Below are 2,827 nucleotides of genomic sequence, written 5' to 3'. Positions count from 1 at the left end.
GCGCGACATTGTGCCCACCGAATCCGAACGAGTTGTTCACCGCGTAGTCGATCTGTCCGACGCGGGCTTCACCCTTGACGACGTCGAGATCGATCTGCGGATCCTGGTTCTCCAAATTCAGCGTGGGAGGAATGATTCCCTCTCGCACTGCGAGCACCGTCAGCACCGACTCGAGTGCGCCGACGGCGCCGATCGAGTGGCCCAGCGCCGACTTCGGTGCGTAGACCGCCGCGTGGTTGCCGATCGCCTTGTTGATCGCGAGGGCCTCGGCGGTGTCACCGATCGGTGTTGCCGTGGCGTGCGCGTTCACGTGCGTGATATCGGACTTCTGCAACCCGGCGGTTTCGAGGGCCCGCGACATTGCGCGCGCCGCCCCGGTTCCTTCCGGATCGGGTGCCACGAGATGGAACCCGTCCGAGGTGATACCGGCACCGAGCAACCGTGCGTGAATGGTCGCCCCACGAGCCTTGGCGTGCTCCTCGGTCTCGATGACCATGAGAGCGCCAGCCTCGCCGAAGACGAACCCGTCGCGGTCCTTGTCGAACGGACGCGACGCACCCTTCGGGTTGTCGTTGTTGGTGCTCATCGCGCGCATCATGGAGAAACTCGCGATCGGCACCGCGTCGATGTATCCCTCGACGCCACCGGTGACGACCATGTCGGCGTCACCCATGACGATCATTCGCCACGCGTGAGCGATGGCTTCCGATCCGGAGGAACATGCCGACACAGGGGTGATGACACCGGCCTGCGCCTTCAGTTCCAGACCGACGACCGCTGCAGGGCCGTTCGGCATGACCATCTGAACAGCGAGCGGAGACACCTTGCGGTAGCCGCCTGCCTTCATCTTGTCGTTTGCTTCGATGAGGGAATCACCGCCGCCGAGACCCGTTCCGATGGACACTCCGAGACGGAGTGGGTCCACCTCGGGGCTGCCGGCGTTCTTCCACACTTCGCGTCCGAGCACCGTGGACAACTGCTCCACATAGCTGAGGCGACGGCATTCGACCCGGCTGAGCAGAGTCGACGGGTTGACCGCGAGGTGGCCGCCGATCCGCACGGGAAGGTCGTACTCGGCAACGAAGTCGTCCTCGAGTACGCCGATGCCGCTCTCGCCGTTCAGCAGACCCTTCCACGTGGCGTCCACATCACCGGCGATGGACGTGGTCGCAGCAAGGCTGGTGACGACGACACTCGGGAAGCGTCCGTTGTTGGTGGATGGGTTGGTCACGGTTCGACTCACTCGCTCGCGGAGTCGTCGAGCTTGGACTTGATTGCTTCAGCGGCTTCCGGGTTCTCCGCTTCGAGCTTCTGGATGTACGACACAGCGTCGCCGACGGTGCGCAGACCCGCGAGGTCTTCGTCGGGGATTTTGACGCCGTACTTGTCTTCGGTCTGAACGGCGATCTCCACCATCGACAGCGAGTCGATGTCGAGGTCGTCGACGAAGGACTTTTCGATGGTCACCTCGGAGGGTTCGATACCCGTGACCTCCTCGATGATCTCTGCAAGTCCGGCGATGAGGTCTTCCTGGCTGGCCACTGCGTGGCTCCCTTCTGTTCGGGTCGATCTTTTCTCAGTCGGTGCGCCGGATTCGGCGCACCAAGTTCACCTTCGCGTGCGATCCCGGGTTCGAGAAGGCACGACGAACCCACGACGACGCGTCCGTCATGGGAAGTTCTGTGGAGGAGCTAGGTCAGCTCGGCGAGGGCGGCGATGTCTTCGGGCTTCTTCAGCCCGAGGTTGGGAGTGCCGCGCATCTCCCGCTTGGCGATGCCGACGAGAGTGCCCGCGGGTGGGAGTTCTGCCACCGCAGATACAGCGGCTTCCTCGAGGTAGCCGGTGCACAAGTCCCACCGGACGGGCTTGGTGACCTGAGCCGCGAGCTTGGCGAGAGCATCCGCGCCCGAGGTCACGGGTTTGCCGTCGGAGTTCGACAGGAGCGTCCGGATCGGGTTGGACGGTGTGATCGCGGCTGCGGCGGCTGCGACAGCATCCTGCGCTGGAGCCATGAAGCGGGTATGGAAGGCACCGGCGACGGGCAGTGCGCGAACGCGCGCTTTCTCTGGAGGATTCTCCGCCAGCTCGGCAAGCGCGGACAGCAGACCGGCCGCGACGATCTGTCCCGCGGCATTGACGTTGGCGGGTTCGAGGCCCAGTTCGTCGAGCCGAGCGAGGACGGCGCCTTCGTCGCCACCGAGGACTGCCGACATGCCGGTCGGCTCCAATGCGCACGCCTTGGCCATCTCGGTGCCGCGCACGGCAGCGAGGGTGACCGCCTCGTCGGACGAGATCACCCCGGCGACTGCGGCTGCGGCGAGTTCTCCGACAGAGTGGCCGGCGATGACCGCATCCTCCGGGAGGATGCCTCGACCGGCGATCTCCTCGAACGCGAGCAGAGCGGCCGCGACGACGAGCGGCTGCGTCACCGACGTATCGGTGATCTCCTCGGCGGTTGCCGTCGTTCCGAGGCGAGCCAGATCGAGACCGGACGCCTTGGACCACAGGGCAACGCGGTCGGCAGCTCCGGGGAGTTCGAGCCATGGCACGAGCATGCCGGGTGTCTGGGAGCCCTGGCCGGGCGCAAGCAACGCAATCACATCGTTAAGAGAACACTGTGAAAGGTCTTTTGGTTGATGTCCTTCTCGATGAACTCTCGACAGACAATTTGTGGAGACCCTACAAACCGGCTCGTGGGCCGCCGACATCGCCGCACCCGGTCATTGCGTTACGTCACCACTTCACCAAATGTTACGTGTGTGATCTGTGGGGCAGGATAGTGCGGTTCGTGATGCGTTCGAGTCAGTCGACCCACCGTTGCCGCGAC

At 64.4% G+C, this 2,827-nt stretch carries 3 protein-coding genes; all 3 read right to left on the bottom strand.

The genetic code is table 11. The features are described from left to right. Positions 1-1,231: KasA/KasB family beta-ketoacyl-ACP synthase (locus WBQ44_RS15120; protein WP_495567491.1), on the bottom strand; the 1,231-nt coding region annotated here is incomplete at its 3' end. Positions 1,232-1,239: 8 nt separating this feature from the next. Further along, positions 1,240-1,542, bottom strand: coding sequence for a meromycolate extension acyl carrier protein AcpM (acpM, locus tag WBQ44_RS15115; RefSeq protein ID WP_495567490.1), 303 nt, complete (start codon positions 1,540-1,542; stop codon positions 1,240-1,242). A gap of 149 nt (positions 1,543-1,691) precedes the next feature. After that, entirely contained in the window at positions 1,692-2,600 is a 909-nt protein-coding gene (locus WBQ44_RS15110) for an ACP S-malonyltransferase (RefSeq protein WP_495567489.1), read from the bottom strand. Positions 2,601-2,827: the final 227 nt, after the last annotated feature.

The organism is Rhodococcus sp. (in: high G+C Gram-positive bacteria), assembly GCF_049591685.1.
Classification (GTDB): Bacteria; Actinomycetota; Actinomycetes; order Mycobacteriales; family Mycobacteriaceae; genus Rhodococcoides.
This window is presented reverse-complemented; position numbering and strand designations above follow the sequence as displayed.